General features: G+C 54.6%; 17 protein-coding genes. 7 read left to right on the forward strand and 10 right to left on the reverse strand.

Annotation, left to right across the window (positions count from 1 at the left end; translation table 11 throughout):
• The first annotated feature begins 171 nt into the window (after positions 1-171).
• The 7 genes from ACT3R7_RS07115 (at position 172) to ACT3R7_RS07145 (ending at position 7,561) form a co-directional block, all read left to right on the forward strand.
• Entirely contained in the window at positions 172-1,695 is a 1,524-nt protein-coding gene (locus ACT3R7_RS07115) for a 3-hydroxyacyl-CoA dehydrogenase (RefSeq protein WP_193092201.1), read from the forward strand.
• A 76-nt stretch (positions 1,696-1,771) separates the two neighbouring features.
• Positions 1,772-2,980 carry a 3-oxoadipyl-CoA thiolase gene (locus tag ACT3R7_RS07120; protein WP_193092202.1) on the forward strand — a complete coding sequence of 403 codons (1,209 nt, stop codon included), beginning with the start codon at positions 1,772-1,774 and terminating at the stop codon, positions 2,978-2,980.
• 120 nt (positions 2,981-3,100) lie between these two features.
• The gene (locus tag ACT3R7_RS07125; protein ID WP_193092203.1) at positions 3,101-3,922 is read left to right on the forward strand and encodes an IclR family transcriptional regulator; all 822 of its coding nucleotides are present in this window, start codon (positions 3,101-3,103) and stop codon (positions 3,920-3,922) included.
• 82 nt (positions 3,923-4,004) lie between these two features.
• Complete coding sequence (locus ACT3R7_RS07130) at positions 4,005-5,120, forward strand: ABC transporter permease (RefSeq protein ID WP_441675204.1); 1,116 nt, start codon at positions 4,005-4,007, stop codon at positions 5,118-5,120.
• Between the two features lie 83 nt (positions 5,121-5,203).
• Positions 5,204-5,980 (forward strand): ABC transporter ATP-binding protein, encoded by a 777-nt coding sequence (locus tag ACT3R7_RS07135; RefSeq protein WP_040460104.1) that lies wholly within the window; start codon positions 5,204-5,206, stop codon positions 5,978-5,980.
• A gap of 7 nt (positions 5,981-5,987) precedes the next feature.
• A complete protein-coding gene (locus tag ACT3R7_RS07140) occupies positions 5,988-6,929 on the forward strand; it encodes an MlaD family protein (RefSeq protein ID WP_192538574.1) in 942 nt (313 codons plus the stop codon).
• On the forward strand, positions 6,926-7,561 hold the full coding sequence (locus tag ACT3R7_RS07145) for an ABC-type transport auxiliary lipoprotein family protein (RefSeq protein ID WP_192538573.1): 636 nt from the start codon (positions 6,926-6,928) through the stop codon (positions 7,559-7,561). The genes ACT3R7_RS07140 and ACT3R7_RS07145 overlap by 4 nt, the downstream gene beginning before the upstream one ends.
• A gap of 21 nt (positions 7,562-7,582) precedes the next feature.
• Here the strand turns inward: ACT3R7_RS07145 and ACT3R7_RS07150 are convergent, their stop codons facing one another.
• From ACT3R7_RS07150 to ACT3R7_RS07195, 10 genes are all read right to left on the reverse strand, one after another.
• Positions 7,583-9,427, reverse strand: coding sequence for a protein kinase domain-containing protein (locus ACT3R7_RS07150; RefSeq protein ID WP_193092205.1), 1,845 nt, complete (start codon positions 9,425-9,427; stop codon positions 7,583-7,585).
• Positions 9,428-9,450: 23 nt separating this feature from the next.
• Complete coding sequence (locus tag ACT3R7_RS07155; protein ID WP_193092206.1) at positions 9,451-10,758, reverse strand: 2-oxo acid dehydrogenase subunit E2; 1,308 nt, start codon at positions 10,756-10,758, stop codon at positions 9,451-9,453.
• Between the two features lie 38 nt (positions 10,759-10,796).
• Positions 10,797-11,774 (reverse strand): alpha-ketoacid dehydrogenase subunit beta, encoded by a 978-nt coding sequence (locus ACT3R7_RS07160; RefSeq protein WP_193092207.1) that lies wholly within the window; start codon positions 11,772-11,774, stop codon positions 10,797-10,799.
• A 1-nt stretch (position 11,775) separates the two neighbouring features.
• Positions 11,776-12,978: a thiamine pyrophosphate-dependent dehydrogenase E1 component subunit alpha gene (locus tag ACT3R7_RS07165; protein WP_192538569.1), complete on the reverse strand. Its 1,203-nt coding sequence runs from the start codon at positions 12,976-12,978 to the stop codon at positions 11,776-11,778.
• 195 nt (positions 12,979-13,173) lie between these two features.
• Positions 13,174-13,989, reverse strand: a complete 816-nt coding sequence (locus tag ACT3R7_RS07170) for an ABC transporter permease (protein WP_193092208.1) — start codon at positions 13,987-13,989, stop codon at positions 13,174-13,176.
• A complete protein-coding gene (locus ACT3R7_RS07175) occupies positions 13,979-14,944 on the reverse strand; it encodes an ABC transporter ATP-binding protein (protein ID WP_193092209.1) in 966 nt (321 codons plus the stop codon). Before ACT3R7_RS07175 ends, ACT3R7_RS07170 begins: the two co-directional genes overlap by 11 nt.
• On the reverse strand, positions 14,941-16,137 hold the full coding sequence (locus ACT3R7_RS07180) for an ABC transporter permease (RefSeq protein ID WP_193092210.1): 1,197 nt from the start codon (positions 16,135-16,137) through the stop codon (positions 14,941-14,943). The genes ACT3R7_RS07175 and ACT3R7_RS07180 overlap by 4 nt, the downstream gene beginning before the upstream one ends.
• 3 nt (positions 16,138-16,140) lie before the next feature.
• Positions 16,141-17,052: a glycine betaine ABC transporter substrate-binding protein OsmF gene (gene osmF, locus ACT3R7_RS07185; protein WP_193092211.1), complete on the reverse strand. Its 912-nt coding sequence runs from the start codon at positions 17,050-17,052 to the stop codon at positions 16,141-16,143.
• Positions 17,053-17,313: 261 nt separating this feature from the next.
• Complete coding sequence (gene cysS / locus ACT3R7_RS07190) at positions 17,314-18,717, reverse strand: cysteine--tRNA ligase (RefSeq protein ID WP_496198954.1); 1,404 nt, start codon at positions 18,715-18,717, stop codon at positions 17,314-17,316.
• An 11-nt stretch (positions 18,718-18,728) separates the two neighbouring features.
• Positions 18,729-20,408 carry a glutamine--tRNA ligase/YqeY domain fusion protein gene (locus ACT3R7_RS07195; RefSeq protein ID WP_193092213.1) on the reverse strand — a complete coding sequence of 560 codons (1,680 nt, stop codon included), beginning with the start codon at positions 20,406-20,408 and terminating at the stop codon, positions 18,729-18,731.
• Between the last annotated feature and the right edge of the window lie 41 nt (positions 20,409-20,449).

Below are 20,449 nucleotides of genomic sequence, written 5' to 3' on the forward strand. Positions count from 1 at the left end.
TTTAATCTTTTTAGAGTGAGATAAAGTGAATCAACCCACTAGATTCTGCCTAGCGGAATTAACGTTCACTTTTCTTGTCAGGCACTTTTGCATAGCCTAGGATGGCAGTCAATAAACGAAACGCCATTCTGCAATGCAGAACAAAATAAATTCAAAGCAAGGATTTAATACATGGCTAACGACTCAACATCGCTCCCCTTCACCACGCTTGGCATTGTTGGCACTGGCGCCATGGGGCGCGGCATTGCCCAATTAGCCGCTCAGGCAGGCCTTGACGTCATGCTTTTTGACCTCAAAGAAGGTGCCGTACAAGAAGCGCAAACCTTCATTAATGGCCTGTGGCAGAGAAGCGCTGACAAGCAGCGCATTACTGCCGAGCAAGCACAGCAATATAGCCAGCGCCTGCGCGAGGCAACCGAGCTGGCCGCCCTCGCCCCCTGCGATATTGTGGTCGAAGCGATCGTTGAGAAGCTGGAGGCCAAGCAGGGGCTGTTTAGCGATCTAGAAGAAATTGTTAGCCAGCAGGCGGTGCTGGCAACAAACACTTCATCGCTATCAGTAACAGCTATTGCAGCGGCGTGTCAGTACCCAGAACGGGTCATCGGCTTTCACTTCTTTAACCCTGTTCCGCTGATGAAAATCGTTGAGGTTATTCCTGGCCTGCGCACGGCCAGTGATGTTACCCAGCGAGTAAACGCGCTGGGCGACGCCATGGGCCACTTTACTGCCCAGACAACCGATACGCCTGGATTTCTGGTCAACCATGCCGGACGCGCCTTCGGCACTGAAGCGCTTAAAATTCTGGGTGAACGCGTCACCGAGGCGGCGACGATCGACCGTATCATGGTCGACCAGGGCGGTTTTCGGATGGGGCCTTTCACACTGCTTGATTTAACGGGTCTGGATGTTTCTCATGCGGTGATGGAATCGATCTATCACCAATATTATGAAGAAGCGCGTTTTCGCCCTTCACCGTTAACGCGTCAACGCCTGAGCGCGGGTCTATTGGGCCGTAAAACCGGCGAAGGCTTTTACCGCTATGTTGAAGGCCAGCAGCAGATGTCGGATGAGCCGGCCATAGCCTCAATATCCCCTTGCCCGGTATGGATCAGCCAAGACGCCCCCGATCATGCTGCCGCGCTTAGAGAACTGGTGGAAGCGGCTGGCTGGCCTTTAGAAACCGCTACACAGCCCACCGAAAAAGCGCTCTGCCTGCTGACCCCACTGGGCGAAGATGCCACCAGCTGCGCGCTTCGCCAAGGTCTAGATGCCAAACAGTGCGTTGCGATAGATATGCTGGCAGGCCTTGAAAAGCGCCGCAGCTTGATGACGACACCGCTGACCGATACTAACTTCGCTCAAGCAGCGGCCAGCCTACTCAGCCATGACGGCACCCCGGTGAGCACGCTTCAGGACAGCAATGGCTTTGTGCTCCAGCGCATTATTGCCTGTATCGTCAATGTAGGTGCCGACATTGCCCAGCAGGGCGTTGCCGCCCCAGCCACTATCGACCGTGCGGTGGAGCTTGGCTTGGGCTACCCCTTCGGCCCGCTACGCATGGGCGACCATTACGGGCCAGCACGCATTATGACGATACTCACCAACCTGCTGGATGCGACCGGCGACCCCCGTTACCGCCCTAGCCCTTGGTTGCGCCGCCGCGCCGCCCTGCAGATGTCGCTTACCAAAGCCTAATGCGTACCAGCACCCTCGTTCAGAACAACCGTTTTCATGACAGCTATCGGCCATAAGAATAATCGGGAGAATCATTATGCAAGACGCTTATATTTATGATGGTTTACGTACGCCTTTTGGGCGCCATGGCGGTAGCCTAGCGGCTATTCGCCCGGATGAACTGCTGGGGTTGACGCTGAAAGCCCTGGTCGCCCGTAATCCTTTCGCCCTTGAAAGCTATGAAGAGGTACTCGCAGGCTGCACTAACCAGGCAGGCGAGGATTCCCGTAATGTCGCTCGTCATGGTGCGCTGCTGGCGGGCCTGCCTATCGAAGTGGCGGGGCAAACGGTCAATCGCCTTTGCGGCAGTGGTTTGGCGGCGATGATGGATGCTGCTCGTGCAGCCCGGCTAAACGAGGGCGAGCTATTTCTGGCCGGTGGCGTGGAATCCATGTCCCGTGCGCCCTATGTGCTCGGCAAGGCAGACGCCGCGTTTGCCCGTAACCAGCCAATGTACGATACGGTGATTGGCTCACGCTTTCCCAACCCGTGGATTGCCAACGAGTACGGCAGCCACAGCATGCCTGAAACGGCGGACAATATTGCCCATGATCTGAATATTAGCCGTGACGCAAGCGACGCCTTTGCGGCCCGCTCCCAGGCGCGCTACGCCCAAGCGCTGGCCGCCGGTTTTTACGATGCTGAGATGTTTGGCGTTGAGGTCCCTCAAGGGCGTAAACAGCCGCCGCTAATAGTTGATAGAGATGAACACCCGCGCCCGCAAAGCACTGAAGACAAGCTTGCCAAACTAAATGCCCTGTTTGAAGGCGGCGTGGTGACGGCCGGGAATGCATCCGGGCTTAACGATGGCGCTGCGGCGTTAATTGTTGGCACATTGGGGGCCGGCGAACGGGTTGGGTTGCGCCCGCGCGCGCGTATTTTGGCGAGTGCCGTCGCTGGCGTTGCGCCACGCGTAATGGGCTTGGGTCCGGTGCCTGCTTCACAAAAAGCCTTAAGCCGAGCAGGGCTTACCCTTGAGCAAATGGATGTTATTGAAATTAATGAGGCGTTCGCCGTTCAAGTGCTGGGCTGCGTACAGCAGTTAGGGCTATCCGCCGACGATCCGCGCCTAAACGCTAACGGAGGCGCCATCGCGATCGGCCACCCGTTAGGTGCCTCGGGCGCGCGCCTGGCTCTGACGGCATTGCGCCAGCTGGAGGCAACGGGGGGACGTTACGCCCTGGTGACCATGTGTATTGGAGTTGGCCAGGGTATTGCGACGATTATCGAGCGGCTCAACCCTTAACCCAACTTCGCGAACCCAATACCGCTAGCGCCTGGGTCGTTTCGTTGATAGCGCTTTGTATGGTTATTAAGCACTTATGCGATACTTGCCGCTATAAGACATTCTCTGCTGGAATTATTAATGACCGCTATCGACAATACTGCTGATGATCCGCAGCTGCCGGAAAAAGATCGCAATTTCGTTACTGCACTGGCACGCGGATTAGAGCTGATGCGTGCCTTCGGCAATGGAGAGGAATACCTGGGTAATGCGGAGCTTTCCAACCGGACCGGGATTCCACGTCCCACGGTTTCGCGCTTGACCTATACCTTAACCCAGCTAGGTTATTTACAGCACAACACCCATCTGGAGAAATACCGCTTAGGCCCCGGCGTACTGGCGCTGGGGTATCGGTTTCTGGCCAATATGGGCATTCGTGAAGTCGCGCGTCCGCATTTGCAAAAGTTTGCCGATGCCACGGATTGTAACGTGAGCCTGGGCGGCGCTGACCGTAGCGATATGGTTTATCTGGAGACGTGTCACGGTAGCGGCCCTCTGATCATTCGCTTGGACGTTGGTTCACGCTTGCCAATAGCCACCTCGGCAATAGGCCGAGCCTGGCTATGCGGCCTGCCTGAAACCCGTCGCCAACAGATTCTTAAAGAATTAGCAGAATTCCATGGAAAAGAGTGGCCTGCTCTGGAAGCATCCATTAAGCAAAGCATGGAAGATTATGCCCATTACGGCTTTTGCTTATCCGAGCAGGACTGGCAACGCGATATTAGCGCCGTTGCCATGCCGCTGATTCTAGAGGATGGCGCTGAAGTGCTGGCGATCAACTGTGGGGGATCCAGCTTGCGTTTGGATCATGATCGTCTGGTCAATAATCTTGGCCCGAGGCTTAAAGAAGTGGCAGCTCAAATTAAGCAGGAACTCGCTCCAAAGCATAAACTGATGCGCTGAGTTTATGCTTCTTGGCCTTTCCCTAACGCTCGTTTGAATGCATCATAGAAACTTAACGATAGGCGGGTGTAGAGGAGCAGGGATGCCAAGTGAATGGATAACGCGCCAGGATGGAAAGTTAGTTTTACAAGGGGAATGGACGCTTAACCATTACCCAGAGCTTAAGGAAGCCTCCACGTCTTATGCGGAGACCCAAGCAGACGAGACGGTATCGCTGACCGATATACAGCGTCTGGATACCGCTGGGGCTGTGCTGGTTATCGGCATTATCGGGGTTGAAAGAGCCAAGCAGGTGCCCGATTGGGCGGAAGATCTGCCCAAGGAACAGCAGGCGCTGCTGGTTCGCATCGCCGAGGCCATGGATGCACCGCTCGATGTATCTCGTCACAATACCCATCGTATTACCGATGCGCTAGCCAGCGTCGGCGAGCAAATGATGGGGTTGTGGTCCCAGCAGCGCCAGCTGCTGGCGTTTATAGGTTTGGTACTGGCCACCTTTGCCCAAACGCTGTTGCGGCCACGCCACTGGCGCTTTACCGCGACCATCGCGCATATTCAGCAAACCGGCCTGAATGCCGTCCCCATTGTTGCCCTGCTCACCTTCATGGTGGGCGCGGTGGTCGCTTTTCTGGGGGCTACCGTTCTTGCCGATTTTGGCGCTACCGTTTATACCATCGACCTGGTCGCCTTCTCGTTTCTTCGCGAGTTCGGTGTTCTTTTGGCTGCCATCCTATTAGCTGGCCGAACGGCGAGCGCCTTTACGGCCCAGTTGGGGGCGATGAAATCCAATGAAGAGATTGATGCCCTGCAGGCTCAGGGGCTTGATCCGATAGAGCTTTTGGTCTTACCCCGCGTCATGGCACTGCTGGTAAGCCTTCCCCTTCTCGCTTTTATAGGCATGCTTAGCGGCTTATTAGGCGGGGCGCTGGTTGCAGTTCTGTCGCTGGATATTTCATTTCACCAGTTTATGACCACGCTACAAAAAGATGTCTCGGTGGTGCATTTTCTGGTCGGGCTGAGCAAGGCGCCAGTTTTTGCCTTTGTTATTGCCGTGATTGGCTGCCTGGAAGGTTTTAAAGTCAGCGGCAGTGCCCAGTCGGTTGGCGCCCACACTACGTCCAGCGTGGTGCAATCCATTTTCATGGTAATCCTGATTGACGCCTTGGCGGCACTCTTTTTTATGGAGATGGGCTGGTGAGCGAGCAATCTTCATCCAAGGATGTATCCGCGGAGGCATCATCCAGCGATGCATCAAATGCTGCACCCAGCCAAGAGCCGGTTATCAAAGTCCGCGACCTGGAAAACCGCTTTGGTGATCATGTCGTGCATGAGTCGCTGGATCTTGACCTTCTAGACGGTGAAATACTCGGCGTGGTGGGTGGTTCAGGTACCGGAAAATCCGTTTTGTTACGCAGCATCGTAGGTTTAAAACGCCCTAATGCTGGAACCATTGACGTATTAGGCACTAACCTTAATGAGCTTAGTGAAAAAGAGCGTAGCCAGATAGAGCGGCGTTTCGGGGTTCTGTTTCAGCAAGGCGCACTGTTTAGCTCGCTTAATTTGCAGGAAAACGTAGCGCTTCCACTGATTGAGCATGCCAAGCTGGCCAGAGAAGATGCGGAGCACCTGGCCCGGGTAAAGCTTTCTCTAGTAGGGCTTGAGCCTGAAGCCGCTTTGCAATATCCCGAATCGCTCTCCGGCGGGATGATAAAACGCGCCGCATTGGCCCGCGCATTGGCACTGGACCCGGATATTTTGTTTCTTGATGAGCCAACGGCAGGACTCGACCCCATTGGCGCTGCCGCGTTTGATCAACTACTGGTCACGTTGCGCGATGCGCTGGGTTTTAGCGTTTTTCTGGTCACCCACGACCTGGATACGCTTTACGCCGCCTGCGACAGAGTCGCGGTTTTATCTCAAAAACGGGTTTTGGTGGTGGACACGCTGCAAAACGTTGCCGAAACCGATGATGAGTGGATTCAAAATTATTTCCACGGACCTCGCGGCCGGGCTGCAGAGCAGTCATCATCCTCTTCAACGGCTCAGCCTAAGGAGTGAGTAGCACATGGAAACGCGCGCTCATCACGTTTTAATTGGATTATTTACCTTACTCACCGCGGCTGCGGCGCTGCTATTTGCACTATGGATGAGCCAAGTGGCTGGCCAGCAGGACTATCAGCCTTATCGCATTCTGTTTGAGCGAAACGTTAGCGGCTTATCCGTGGGCAGTACCGTGCAATATAACGGCATCGAAGTGGGGGATGTGACCGAGCTGACGCTAGACCCCACTGATCCTCGCCAGGTGGTTGCCAGCATTCGCGTTGAGGAAGATACGCCAATCAAAACCGACACCCGGGCCAAACTCGCGTTTGCCAGCATTACCGGCAGCATGTCGGTACAGCTTCATGGCGGCACGCCGGAAAGCCCACGCCTTATTGACCAGACCGACGATGATGCGCCGTTTATTCGTTCCGATCCTTCTCCCATCGCCACACTGTTTGAAGAAGGCGAGGAAATGATCGATAACATCAACGCTATTTTACAGAACGTTAATGAGCTGTTTGACGATAATAACCGGGAACAGGCAGGCAATATTTTAACCAATGTTGCCCAGATCACCCAGATGATAGCCTCTCAGCAAGATGCGCTGGATGAGAACATGGCGCTTTTCGCGGACGCTTCACGCGAGGCGACTACCACGCTTGAAAGTATCAACACGCTTAGCCAAGAGGCCACTCAGCTCCTCAGGCAAGACGGGCAACAGGTCATACAAAGCGCTGCCGATGCAAGTAACGATGTGGCACGCGCGGCGCAGCGCCTGGAGCAGCTTATCGATCAAAACGCCGGTGCCGTAGAGAGTACCCTTCAAGGCACGCGGGATATAGCGCCCGCCCTTTCCGCGCTGCGCTCCACGCTCAATACGTTAGACCGCATTACCCGCCAGTTAGAAGAGAGCCCGAGAGACTTTTTACTGGGCCGCGATCAGGTAGAGGAGTTTCGACCATGAGCTTACGCCCTTGGGCTATTGCCGTAACCGCGACGGTGCTTTTATTGAGCGCAGGCTGCTCTATATTGCCGGAAAGCGATCCTGCAACGCTTTACCGCCTGCCATCTTCTGACCCAGCGCGCAGTAGCGTAGCGCCAACGGCCATGAGTGGTCAGAAACGCTTGGGCATTGCAGCACCCGAGGCGGGGTATCTGTTAAGCAGCAACCGCATCGTGGTGTATCCCGAGCACAACGTCGTGAATGTTTACGAAGGCGCCCGCTGGCACGAAGATACGCCGGAGCTTGTCCAGGCCAGGTTAATAGACGCCTTACAGCAAAGCCGCCTGTTTGCCAGCGTAGGCAGCGATCACATGCCGTCTGATTTACTGCTGCTCAGTGAGCTGCGCCATTTTCAAAGCGAATATGACAATGGCCGCCCCAAGGCGGTTATTCAGCTGGATGTGCAGCTTGTCGAAGCCAGTGCGCGAACGCCCATTGCTTCGCAAAGCTTTAGTGCCACAAGCCAAGCCGCAGACGTTGAAATTCCCTCGGTCGTAAACGCCTTTGGACGCGCCAGCGATACGCTTACCGAACAGCTCACCACATGGCTTTCAGATAATGCTCACGCGATCACTGAATCTGCCAGCCCGTAAGTGCCGTGTTTATTGTTTAGCTCACTGCGCTAGCTGCTTTATATACCCCCGCGGATCGCGGGGGTAATAGTATTCTGGTTGACGTTCCAAGTGGGTAAAAAAACGCGTGTCTTTATAGGGCATCTTCATAAATCCTGAAACCCCCAGGCCTTCAATCTGGTCGACACAGGCGAGAATACTCGCCAACAGCGCGCGAAACTCATCCTCCTTGGCCGGGTCTAGCAAACGGTAGTAGCTGTGAATTTTTAGATGCTGGGGTAGCGCTTCAAAGATGATCATGCCGGTATGGTGGATATCGTTGAGCCTTTGCAGGATATCCATGATCGATTGGGGAAGCGCTAACAGCTCCTCCGGGTCCGGCCCATCCTCAAAATAACTGTGCTGGCGCGTTCGATCCTCAAGCTCGGGTACCGCGCTTAACTCGTAGTTAATCGCCATCTTCGCTTCAGGATAAAAGGGCTCATCGAGCGCCAAACGCTCCAGGTGTAGCGTTTGTCGGGCGTTAAACAGGCAGCTTTTAAACACCCCCTGGCGATGAATCGCCCGAGCCAGGTGTACCATGTTATTGACGGCCTCGATGAACGCAGGCTTCAGAGCTGGGTCGTGAAGGTTTAACGACGAATCGATATACACGCCATCGCGTTCCCAGCGCACAGCCAAGCCACCCACTACCGGGTATTTGCCCAAGCGACTTACGGCGGCCAGGAAGGCTTTTTCAGTCTCCCCCATTCCCTGCATAAACTGCTTGTAGTAGCGGTCAAGCTGTACGTCATTGACGTCGTTTAGCGTTTCCTGAACGTTGGCTTCGCGCAGAAACGCCTTGCGAGAGCTATAAACCACGGTGTCGATTTCTTGTTTGGAGGAGCGCGCCCAGACCGGCACCAGCGGCGTTTTTAGACTAACCGGCAGGTCAATCATGACCATCTTGGAAAGCCTGGGCATCGCGCTTAAAAAATAGTCACCGGCTTTACGACGCACCTGCGGGTTGGGGTCCAGCATGCCGTCTAGAGTTTTTGCAAACTCCATGGGCAGACCTAACGAGCTTGCCGGTATTGCCCGATGACCAAATCGACATGACTGGGCTGATGCCAGCGCATAAAGCGTTCCGGCGGCGCCCTGCTCATCAAAGCGTGGCGAAGACAGCGCGCCGTTGAGCTGCTCCTCACCGATAAAGTAGACATCCCCCAGGCGGGCATTGGTCTGCTGCAGGTTATCGGACATCAGCTCCATCACGTTAGCGCCAACGAACTGCAGCTCGCTATCCAGCTGAGCAAATACTGAAGAGCCCCAATCAATAAGCCCAATCGACTCATCCACTGGATCAAACACAATATTGGAAGGTTTAATATCACCATGCACCACAGGCCGACACTGTGGCCCGGCTTCGCGGCGCAGCGCTTTTAAAATATCCGCCAGCTGCTGCGCGATACGCATAATCAGACGCGGTGACAAACGCCCTTCTCTCAGGGATATTTGCTCTAGATTCCATCCTGGGGCGCGCTCCATCACCAGGATCGACTGGCCTCTGGCGCGCTGGTAGGTAATCAGTTTAGGAATGCGGGGGTGAGAGACTTGCTCCAGCATGAACGCCTCTTCTTCCAGACGTTCTTGCAGGTGAGTGGGTAGCGTAATACGGGAAAACTTGAACACATAGTGAACTGAGTCGTTTCCCTGGGGCACGCTTCCCGCAAAGACAAAGCCATAGGCGCCCTTACCGATCAGCTCGATATCCCGATAACCCAATTGGGTAAGCTGTGCCTGGCACAGCGCTACCCAGTCTTTAAGCTTTTGGGCATCGTGATGGTTCAGCAGATAAACCGACTGCTCTTCGGGTATATAGAACTGCTGTAACGGCGCCTGCGGCATTCATTAGCCCCTGCGATGACGTTTTAGCCCAAATAAAGCAGCATCGTTTCAGGCGCTTCCAGAAAGCCTTTCCACGTATTACAGAAACGAGCAATAGTACCGCCATCAATAAACCGGTGATCGCCCGCCCAGGTAATCGTCATGATGGCACGGCGCTGAACGACGCCCTGTTCATCAAAGCGCGGTAGCCACTGGGTTTTGCCTATCGCCACAATCGCCGCTTCCGGAGCGTTGATGATGGGGGCGGCATACGTGCCCCCCAAGGCACCAATATTGGAAATACTAATCGTGCCTCCTTTAAGGTCGGCCTGGTCAACGCGCCCTTCACGCGCCGAGGCGGTCAAACGGCCTACTTCATGGGCAATCTCGAATAGCGTTAAGCGCTCAACGCCCTTGACGTTGGGTACTAGCAAACCGGCCTTGCTGTCTACCGCCATGCCGATATTGCACTGGGGATAGTAATGCAACGCGTCGCCAGCCTCGTTTAGCTGAGCATTGAGTATCGGAGTTTCGGCAACGGCCAATGCCATTGCTTTCATAAAGAAGGGCATTAAGGTGAGGCGTTGCCCCTGAGCGTCGACCTGGGGTTTTAACCGTTCGCGCAGGGCCAATAGCTCGGTGACATCGATCTCTTCGCCATAATGAAAATGTGGAATCGTTGTGGCCGAAACCACCATGCGCTTGGCCATTACAGCGCGCACGCCCCGCAAAGGCTCGATTCTGGGTGGCTCCTGGCCCTGGGCGCGGACTTCAGACTGATCGGATACCGGCTTATCGGGCGCTTCTACTGTCTTGCCTTGATCAAGATACGCCAGCACATCTTCTTTAAGCACCCGGCCATCTTTACCGCTACCTACCATATCGGTCAGCTTGACGCCGTGTTCGCGCACCAGCCGCCTCACGGCGGGGCTGGCAGGCACCTTGCCCTTATCGCTATAGACACCTTCGCCAGACGCTTTGGGCGGTGCAGCACCGGGCAGCTCCGCGGCGTCCTCTACTGCGTTATTAAAGGCTTGAGACGGCGCCTGGGACGGGTGAGTCGCCGAATGATCATCCTCTTGGGCCTCTTGAGGCTGGGTGGTGGACTCTCCCTCGCTCTCGCCCTGATAGGCATATAACGGAGCATGCACTTTGGCAATCTGCCCCTGGGCCACGTAAAGCTTGGTCACTACGCCAGCTTCCGGCGCAGTGATTTCTACCAGCGCTTTATCGGTCATTACTTCGACAATGGGCTGGTCTTCTTCGATCTGGTCGCCTTCCGCGACCCGCCATTCCACCACTTCACACTCGACGATGCCTTCACCGATATCGGGCAGCTTAAAATCGCTCATTGTGTTTCTCTCCATGCGTTCTTAGGCGCTTTAAACCGCTAAAAATTAACGCTTTCGCGAATCGCTTCATAAATTTTCAGGTGGTCCGGGAAATACTCTTTTTCCAGTACTAGCGGAAAAGGCGTATCAAGCCCGGTTACCCGTCTAATCGGCGATTCCAGGTAGAGAAAACAACGCTCTTGTATGGTCGCCGCTATTTCACCGGCAAACCCGCCGGTTAACGGCGCTTCATGACTGACCACTAACCGGCCCGTTTTTAGCACTGACTCGGCCACGGTATCGGCATCCCAGGGAAGCAACGATCGAAGATCAATGACTTCGCAGGCAATGCCCTGCTCTTCAGCAAGCTCTACCGCTTTACCAATCACTTCCATCTGCGCGCCCCATCCCACCAGGGTAATATCGCTGCCCTCCTTGATGATTTCCGCCTCGCCAATGGGCAGCTGATAATCCTCTTCAGGCACTTCACCAACTGAGGCGCGATAAAGACGTTTGGGCTCCATAAACAGCACCGGGTCTGGATCGCGTATTGCCGCCAGCAGCAATCCCTTGGCTTGGTAAGGGTTGCGCGGCACCACTACTTTCAGACCTGGCGTATGCGTAAAGTAGGCTTCGGGGGACTGAGAGTGATAAAGGCCCCCGGCAATACCGCCGCCATAAGGCGTACGAATGGTAAGCCCGCCGACGTTAAACAAATCGCCGGAACGATAGCGATATTTGGCGGTTTCATTAACAATCTGATCAAAGGCGGGAAAGATATAATCAGCAAACTGAATTTCTGCTACCGGAACGGAGCCTTGCGCGGCTAAACCGTTGGCAAAGCCAATAATCCCCTGCTCGACCAAGGGCGTATTGAAACAGCGTGCCTTGCCGTATTTTTCCTGAAGATGGCTGGTTGCTCGGAATACACCGCCAAAAATGCCCACGTCCTCACCAAAGCAGATGACTTTTTCATCCTCCGCCATGGCAATATCCAGCGCATTATTAATTGCCTGTAGCATATTCATCGTGGGCATATTACGCGTCCTCCTGCGGGCTGGTGGCGGTATCCACGTCTAGATCCAGCGATTGCATTCCGCGCGGGTATGCCTCGGGATAACGGCGAATATGGCTTTTCAGGTGATCGAATTGGCGCTGCAGCGCTGGGGTAACGTCGGCATAGACATCGCTAACCAGGCTATCCAGAGGCGGAGACGGACGTTTCTCAGCGCGCTTCATGGTTTCGAGCACTTCACGACGCAGGGTTTCCTGCAGGTGGGTCTCTTCCTCCTCACTCCACCAGCCCTTTTTAAGCATCCACTTCTGCATACGCAGCACAGGGTCTTTGAGCCGCCACGTTTCTTCTTCACTTTTCAGCCGGTAACCCGACGGGTCATCAGATGATGAATGCGCCGCAAGGCGATACGTCATGGCCTCAATTAACACGGGCTGATTTTGCTCAACGGCGATTTTTCGCGCCCGTTGCGTGGCCTCAAAAACCGCCAGCACGTCGTTACCATCCACGCGAATAACATGCATATGGTAGCCAAATGCACGCGGTGCGATGCCGTCGGCGGCAAACTGCTCAACCGCCGGGGTGGAAATGGCGTAGCCGTTATTACGGCAGAAAAAAATGACCGGTACTTTATGCACCGAAGCCATATTCAGCGCCGCATGAAAATCGCCTTCTGAGGCGGCACCTTCGCCAAAAAAGGTCAGCGTGCAGTTACCGTCTCCGGCAAGCTTCTGGCCGTATGCGTAGCCTGTCGCCTGAGGAATTTGCGTCGCCAGCGGTGAGGAAATTGTCATGTAATGGAGCTTGCGCGAGCCGTAGTGAACCGGCATCTGGCGGCCTTTGCCATAATCCAGCTCATTACCAAATAGCTGGTTCATAAATTCATCAATGGAAAAGCCGCGATACATCAGAGCACCCTGTTCACGGTACTGGGCCATGATCATGTCGGTGTCGCTCAGGGCAGCGGTAGAGCCGATAACGGCAGCTTCTTCACCGACACACTGCATATAGAAGCTAAGCCGCCCCTGGCGCTGAGCGGCCATCATGCGCTCGTCAAGAATCCGGGTGGAAAGCATGGCGTGATAAAGCCTGCGAGCATGGTCACGTTCAAGCGCCGGCTCTTCGGCGCCGCTATACAGCTCGCCTTCAGGATCAAGCACGCTGAAGGTGTCAATGGACAGCTCATCACCGGTCATGAATGTCGGCTGGTGTACGTAGTGCGTCATCATTATTGTCCTTGTTTTGCCCCTTTTGAAGGCAGTGTTGTTGGTGATGACCTTTTATGCCAGTGGATTTATCTGGTTTAAGTCAACGCAACTACTGCGACAGTAACGCAGCACAAGACAATAAGGGATTCAACTTAAGACGAAGAGACACGCGATAGCGCGCTTTGAGATGAGGCGACTTAGGCAAGGCGCCGCTTAACGTGTCGAATGACGGGCCAAATCCCCTGGGGAGGACGACAAATGCAGGCGTATCTTGCTTTGTAAGGCATCAAATAGGCTATCGATCGTCAGTGCCAGCAGCGCAATCAGTAGCGCGCCCTGGATAACATACGCCATATTGCCATTGATGATGCCGGCAATAATCGGGTCGCCCAAATTGCTGGCCCCAACGGTTGCACCCAAGGCAGCGGTGGCAATATTAATCGTCACCGATGTACGAATTCCGGCCAGGATAACCGGCGCGGCCAGCGGAAGTTCTACCTGATAAAGCGTTTGTAACGGCGTCATGCCCATGGCATGGGCAGCGGTTTTCATATCGGCGTCCACATCTTGAAGACCTGTGAGCGTATTGCGAACAATCGGCAGCAGGCCATACAGCATTAACGCCATGATAATGGGCAGCGTACCAAAACCCAGCACCGGCACCGCCAGCGCCAGTACCGCCACCGGTGGAAACGTTTGCCCAAGCGATGCAAGCTGCGATACTAAGGGTAAAAAGTCTTGGCCTTTTTTGCGCGTCACCGCAATCCCCGCGCCAACGCCAAGGCTAATAGTGACAATCGCCGCCACTCCCACCACCAGCAGATGACGCCCAAGCAGATCGTAGAAATGCGCGCGCTGATAAATCACCTGCCGGGCATTAGGTTCAAACCACCGAAAGAGCCCTTCTGCATACGGGATACCCAGCACACAGATCGCCAGCAATAAGCCCCAAAGTAGCGGCTGCCCCCATAAGCGATTGCTGGGGGATTGCGCTGACGGGCGAGCAGGCTGTTTTACGTTAGGTTTCACGCATACTTCCTTTTTCCAGCTGGGCCTCTTTAACGATTTTGCGCAGCGACAGTTCGCCAATGGGCACATCGTGCTGGTCGACAACGGCAAGGCGGTCGGTATGATCCCGCAGCATCATCGATAGCGCCTGGCGCAGAGAGAAGTCCGCGGGAATACGATACTGTGAAGGCAAGGTGGGTCCCATAGACGACATATGATCTTTTACGCGCGTCAATGCCGCCTGCTTTAAACCGCGCTCCAGTCCACCCAAAAGCGATTCGACAAAGGAGTCCTTCGGGTGCTGCAAAAGCGCCAGCGGTGTGCCCTGCTGCACAATCAAACCGTCACGCATCACCACTAGATGATCGGCAAGTTTTAATGCTTCATCCATATCGTGGGTAACAAATACCACCGTTTTATGCAGGCGAGCCTGAAGACTTGCCAGCTCATCCTGAAGCTTGATGCGGGTAATCGGGTCCAGCGCACCGAAGGGCTCATCCATCAATAGAATATCCGGATCCGCCGCCAGAGCCCGTGCTACACCTACGCGCTGCGCCTGTCCGCCGGAAAGCTGATACGGATACTTGTGGGCAAACTCCTCAACGGGCAGGCCGAGCAACTCCATCAGCTCTTTTACACGCGCCTGAATATCCTCAGCCGACCATTTGAGTAGCCGAGGCACCAGGCCGATATTGCGCGCGACCGTCCAATGCGGAAATAAGCCGGTGCTTTGTATCACGTAGCCAATCCGGCGACGCAGCTTGACCGGGTCGTAAGCCTCAATGGCTTGGCCATCCAGGATAATATCACCATCGCTACGCTCGATCAGGCGGTTGATCATACGCAGCGTGGTTGATTTACCGCAGCCCGACGTGCCTACCAGCGCACAAAATTTGCCTTTGGCGATCTTCAAATCAATCGCATTGACCGCCGTTTCATCGCCAAAGCGTTTGGTGACTTGTGATAGCTCAATCATCGAACACCTCCGGGGCGCAGCACTTCAGCCAAGGCACCCAGCCCAGCATCCACCACCAAAGCCAGTATCAAAATAGGCAGTGCGCCAAGCAGCACCATATCCATAGCAGCTTGGCCGAGCCCTTGAAATATAAACGTTCCTAACCCGCCAGCGCCGATTAACGCGGCAACCGCTGTCAGTCCTATGGCTTGTACGGTGGTAATACGCACCCCCTCAAGCATAATCGGAAGGGCCAGGGGTAAGCGCACCTGCCAGAACCGCTGGCTGGCGCGCATGCCCATGGCGCTGGCGGCTTCCAGCGTATCAGGGCTGACTTCTTCAAGCGCAATGTAGGTATTGCGCACCATGGGCAACAGGCTATAGGCCACCAATGCAATTAACGCCGGCGTATTACCAATCCCACTGACCCCTAACTGGGCAAGGATAGGTACGTTAGCGGCCAGCCAGGCAAGCGGCGCCAGCAAAAGGCCAAACAGGGCCAGACTCGGAATGGTTTGGAGAAAGTTGAGTATCGCAAAAGCACTTTTCTGCAGTTTTACAAAGCGTCGCATCAACAACGCCAAGAACGTACCCAAGACGATGCTAATACTGACCGCCACGCTTACCAGTAAAATATGCTCTAAAGCCGCCTGGATAAACTGTCGATCACGAGCTTTAAATTCTTGAACCAGCGCCAAATCGCTCAACCATAGCGATGCGCATAGCCACCAGACCAGCCCTATGCTCGAGAGTATCACCACCGGCCAAAAGCGCTTCAAGGCGAGTTTTAAGCGCAGCTCAATCAGGCATAGCATCAGGATAAACAACAAAACCCAGTAGCCTGCCCCAATGCCTAACCGTGCTTGAGGAAGCTCCGGGTCTATTAAAAAGTGGCCAGCAACCATTAATCCAAACGGCATCAGCGCTAGAATTAACACCACTACCCCGAGGGCTGCCCAGTAATTAGTGCGGCTGGGTTGATAGGCAAGCCCGCCCACCGCGATAATTAATAGCGATGCCAGCAGCACCCCGGGCCAGCCGATGGCATCCATTGCGCTAACGCCTGTCGCCTGGACAATTCGATTCGCCGCAACGCTTGCTGCGTCCAACCCCCACACCGCCGCAAGCATCGTCACGCTTAAACTGACTAAAACAGCATTAGGGTGCTTGCCACGCCCTAGCCTGGGCGTGGGTAGCGCATCCAAAAGCGACATTAATTAGTTATCCAGACTGTCGAGATAGTCGTTGGCGACTTGATCCGCCGATAGGCCATTAACGGCTACGTTGGCATTAAGTTCCTGCAGGGTTACTTCATCGAGAGTTGAAAAAACCTCTTCAAGCAGCGGCTCGATATCCGGATAGGCGTCTAAAACGCTTTCACGCACAACAGGCGACGGCTGATACACCGGCTGAACGCCTCGCGTATCCTCTAACACCACCAGACCCAGCGCGTTTAATCCACCGTCGGTCCCGTAGGTCATGGCACCATTAACACCGCTGGTCTGTTGGGCCGCAGCGCGCATTGTCGCGGCGGTATTGCCACCTGAAAGCACCAGCAGCTGATCTGCCGTCAGTTCAAACCCGTAAGCCTCCTGAAACGCAGGGAGCGCTTGGGCGGACTCAACGAACTCAGCGCTGGCTGCGAATTTGAAATCTCCGCCATCAGCGATATAGGCGGCTAAATCATCCAGCGTTTTTAAATTATGTTCGCTAGCGACATCTTCACGAATACTCATGGCCCAGGTGTTATTGGCACTCGCCGGCGTCAGCCACACCAGTCCGTTTTGAGCATCCTGTTCGCGTACGGTCTGGTAGGCCTGTTCAGGGTCTTTCCAAACGTCGCTTTCAGCCATGTCGAAAAAGAACGCGCCGTTACCGGTATATTCAGGATAAATATCTATCTCACCGGTTGTCAGCGCGGTACGCACAACATTGGTTGCACCCAGCTGCAGACGATTTTCAGTGGAGATGCCGTTGCGCTCCAGCGTCTGAATGATCAGCTCACCTAGCACGGCGCCTTCCGTATCGATCTTGGAAGACACTACGACGGGGTCGTTCGCGCTCGCTTGAGAGAGTGTTACCAGCGAGAGGCTGGTCACCAATAGCAAAGGTTTCATTGTAAAGCGCATCTTGGCAATCCTTTAGTAGACGTCTTTATTGAAGGGCTCGTTGCTGAGCGTTGTAGGCAAACTGACGCTCATGCCAGCTTGCCTACACATCCTGGCATTTACAGGTTCTACATTTATAAATGCTGTGTTTATAAGCCCCGTATCTATAAACCCTGTCCTTGCGAAGCGTGAATTTATAAATACTGAGGTTATAAACTCCAGTATAAGAGGCATTTGCGCGGATGCCAGACGCCGCTATCGCGGCGTCTGGACTACATATGCCTATTGCGGAGATTCAACCACCCAGGTGGTTCCTTCGCGGGAGTCTTTTAAAATAATGCCTAACGCGGCCAATTCGTCACGAATGGCATCCGCCTGGGCAAAATCCTTGTCCGCTTTCGCCGCTTGCCGCTGAGCAATCTTTTCTTCAATTGCCGTTTCGCTTAACGCAGCGGTTTGCGATTGCGTGCCCTTTAAAAACGCCTGGGGTGCTTGATGAAGAAGGCCCAATAGGCCGGCGAGCTGTTTAAGCTCAGCGGCCAGCGGACGAGCTTTTTCAGGCGCTTCGCTCTTGGCGCGATTCAAGTCCCGGGCCAAGTCAAAGAGCACGGCAAGCGCTTCAGGCGTATTGAAGTCGTCATCCATCACGGCCGTGAAGCGCTCTCGATAGTTGCCGACAGCGTCTGCCTGAGCATCCTGGCTATCGCTCTCCACGCCTTCCAGCGCGGTGTAAAAGCGCGTTAACGACTTTCTGGCTTCATGTAGAGAATCGATCGAGTAGTTGATCGCGCTTCGGTAGTGGCTGGCCACTAACAGATAACGCACCACTTCGGGATCGTGGTCAACCAGCACATCGCGAATAGTGAAAAAGTTGCCCAGGGATTTCGACATTTTTTCCTGATTAACGCGCACGGCCCCCGCATGCATCCAGGTATTAACGTAGGTTTTACCCGTTGCGGCTTCCGACTGGGCAATTTCGTTTTCATGGTGCGGGAAGGTCAAATCAGGCCCCCCACCATGAATATCGAAGGTATCGCCCAGGCAGCAGGTCGACATGGCCGAGCACTCAATATGCCAGCCAGGACGGCCATTGCCCCAGGGGGACGGCCAGTGCGCTTCACCCGGCTTTGCGGCTTTCCAGAGCACAAAATCAAGCGGATCTTCTTTATGAACATCCACATCAACCCGTGCGCCTGAGCGCATATCATCGAGCTGGCGATTATTGAGCTTGCCGTAATCGGTAAATTTACGCACCCGGTAGTACACATCGCCGTTGTCAGCGGGGTAGGCGAAACCTTTAGCAATTAGCGTTTCGATCATCGCAACGATATCGCCAATATGCCCCGTTGCCCGGGGCTCATGACTGGGAGGCAGCACATTCAGCCGCGCTTCATCTTCATGCATGGCGTCAATCATGCGTTCCGTGAGCGCGGTAATGCTTTCCCCGTTTTCCTCGGCACGCTTGAGGATCTTATCGTCGATATCGGTGATGTTGCGCACGTAGGTAACATCGTAGTCCCGATGGCGTAGATAGCGGGTAATGACATCAAACGCGACCATGACGCGCGCATGGCCAAGGTGACAATAGTCATACACCGTCATGCCGCAGACATACATGCTCACTTTACCCGCGACCAGCGGAGTAAATGGTTCTTTGCGACGCGTCAGCGTATTATAAATTTGCATATGACTATTCCTTAGCCTTTCTGTTTGATTTTCGCCCAGCTATCTTTTAGTCCTACGGTACGGTTAAACACCAGCTGACCCGGTTTGGACAGATGGCGGTCAGCACAGAAGTACCCTACCCGCTCAAACTGAAAACGTGCTTCAGACGTCGCATCGGCAAGACTCGGTTCGCCAATCGCCTGACATACGGTGAGCGATTCTGGATTCAGGTGCTCCAGGAAATCGACGTCTTTATCGCGGTCAGGCTGCTCTACCATAAACAGGTTGTCATACAGGCGCACGTCCATGGGAACGCCGTGGGCCGCACTGACCCAGTGGATGACGCCTTTGACCTTACGCCCTTCCGGGTTTTTACCTAACGTATCGAAATCAACCGAACAGTGCAGCTCAGTGACCTCGCCCGCGGCATTTTTAATCACATCATCACAACGGATGACGTAGCTATTGCGTAGACGTACTTCCTTACCCGGCGCTAAGCGGAAGAACTTCTTGGGCGCGTCTTCCATAAAGTCATCCTGGTCGATGTAAAGCTCTCGACTAAACGGCACCTTGCGCATCGGCATATCGTCACGCGCGGGGTGGCCCGGCACTTCGTACGTTTCCTCATGGCCTTCTGGCACATTGGTTAGCACTACTTTAAGCGGCTTCAACACACACATGGCACGCGGTGCGTTATCTTCAAGGTCCGAGCGGATAGCGTGAGTTAGCATGGCAATATCCACCAAGCCGCCATCAGCGCGGGTTACCCCGATCATTTCGCAGAATTTACGAATAGAGGCAGCGGTATAACCACGGCGGCGCATACCGGAAATCGTCGGCATCCGCGGGTCATCCCAGCCGTCCACAATCTGCTCGTCAACCAACAGCTTCAATTTGCGCTTGGAGGTCAGCGTGTAATCAAGATTCAGGCGTGCAAACTCGATCTGACGCGGCTTTGCAGGCACCGGCAGATTGTTAAGGAACCACTCATACAGGGGACGGTGATCTTCAAACTCAAGAGTACAAATCGAGTGGGTAATCCCTTCGATCGCATCCGACTGGCCATGGGTAAAATCATAGGAAGGATAGATCTTCCATTTATCGCCCGTCTGGTGGTGGCTTGCATGACGAATGCGATACAGGATCGGATCGCGCAGGTTGATGTTGGGCGATGCCATATCGATTTTGGCGCGCAAGACTTTCTCGCTTTCGCCAAATTCACCGGCGCGCATACGCTCCAACAGATCCAGATTTTCTTCGACGCTGCGTTCGCGATAAGGGCTTGGCTTGCCAGGTGCCGTTAACGTGCCGCGATACTCACGAATCTCATCGGGTGAAAGATCATCCACGTAGGCTTTGTCTTCGCGAATCAGATGCTGCGCCCAGGCGTAAAGCTGATCAAAGTAGTCTGAGGCAAAGCGAACCGGGCCCGCCCAGTTAAAGCCTAACCAGCTGACGTCCTCTTTAATGGCATCGATATACGCCTGCTCTTCTTTTGCGGGGTTGGTGTCGTCAAAACGCAGATGACAGTCACCACCCATTTGCTCCGCCAACCCGAAGTTCAAGCAGATCGATTTTGCATGACCGATGTGCAGAAAGCCGTTGGGCTCAGGGGGGAAACGTGTCACGATTTTTGTGACCTGGCCGCCCTCGATTTCGTCGCGTACTTGGTTGCGAATGAAGTTCGGCGCTGGGGTGGTCTCGTTGGTCATGGTGGTGTTGAAAACCTCGTGGTGGATGGCGTGCCAGGCAA

Origin of the sequence: Halomonas sp. AOP43-A1-21, from assembly GCF_052376775.1 — a bacterium.
GTDB classification, from domain to species: domain Bacteria; phylum Pseudomonadota; class Gammaproteobacteria; order Pseudomonadales; family Halomonadaceae; genus Vreelandella; species Vreelandella colorata.